Annotated in this window: 1 pseudogene; it reads right to left on the bottom strand. The window is 29.1% G+C overall.

Annotated elements, in window-relative coordinates:
* Positions 1 to 1,165 (bottom strand): annotated as a pseudogene (locus MBCUR_RS02445) (hypothetical protein); the annotation flags it as partial.

Genomic DNA, 1,165 nt, shown 5'->3' with positions numbered 1-1,165 from the left:
CATTAGTGGATGCATTGTTTCTATTGAACTTAGATGAAGAAATTTGTAAGTTTTTAAGGGAATAAATAGCTCCACCACTGCCAGTTACAAGATTATCATTAAAATTAGCTGAAACAATACTTAATACGCCATTAGAATAAATTGCACCACCGTTAATTCCACTATTGGATGAAAAATTTGAATTGCTTAATATTCTAGTTGTTCCTCCATTGACATATAATGCTCCACCATTTGATATGGCATTATTTTTGCTAAATATAGAATTAGAAATATTTAAATCCTTAAAAGTATATATAGCTCCACCATTGTTTGCATTATTTGAGGTAAAACTTGATTTAGAAGAAATACTAGTTAGACCATTTGTGTAAATTGCTCCACCAGAGGTTGTAGCAGTATTTTGTGAAAAATTAACTGCATTGATTTGTAAATTACTTAAAGAATAGATTCCTCCACCATTTATAGCAGAATTATTTTTAAATACAGAATCATTTAAATATTCAATTGAAATTAGAGCATAAATTGCCCCACCCATATCTGTAGCAGTATTTGAGTCAAAAATCAAATTTTTTAAACTAATTAATTGATTATCATCAATAGTTTCGTTGTATAATCCTAATGCTCCACCATTTCTTGCCTTGTTAGAGGTGAAGCTAGAGTTTGATATTGTAACTGATCCATTTAGTGGGTATATTGCTCCACCATTTAAATTAGCATTATTCTTATTAAAACTAGTAGCAATAATACTTAAATCATCTAAGCTGTAAATAGCTCCACCATTAGCTGATGCATTATTATTTAAAAATAAAACACTATTAACAACTAATTTATCATTACTGTAAACTCCACTACCATTAATCGCTTTATTGTTGGTGAAATTAGAATTATTTAAAATATTTACAGTACCACTGTTAACATATAATCCAGCACCATTAGAACTAGCAACATTACTTGAAAATCCAATAGAATTAACAGTTAAATTAGAATTAGTGTAAACTCCACCACCATTAACGGCTTTATTGTCATTAAACGTAGATTTACCAGTAATAGCTGTAACTCCACCATTTAAATACAATGCACCACCATTTAAATTAGCATTATTCTTATTAAAACTAGTAGCAATGACATTTAAATCATCTAAGCTGTAAATAGCTCCACCATTAGCTGA

It is taken from the genome of Methanobrevibacter curvatus, assembly GCF_001639295.1.
Lineage (GTDB): Archaea > Methanobacteriota > Methanobacteria > Methanobacteriales > Methanobacteriaceae > Methanoflexus > Methanoflexus curvatus.
Note: the sequence above shows the minus strand (reverse complement) of the source record. Positions and strands in the feature narration are given on the sequence as shown.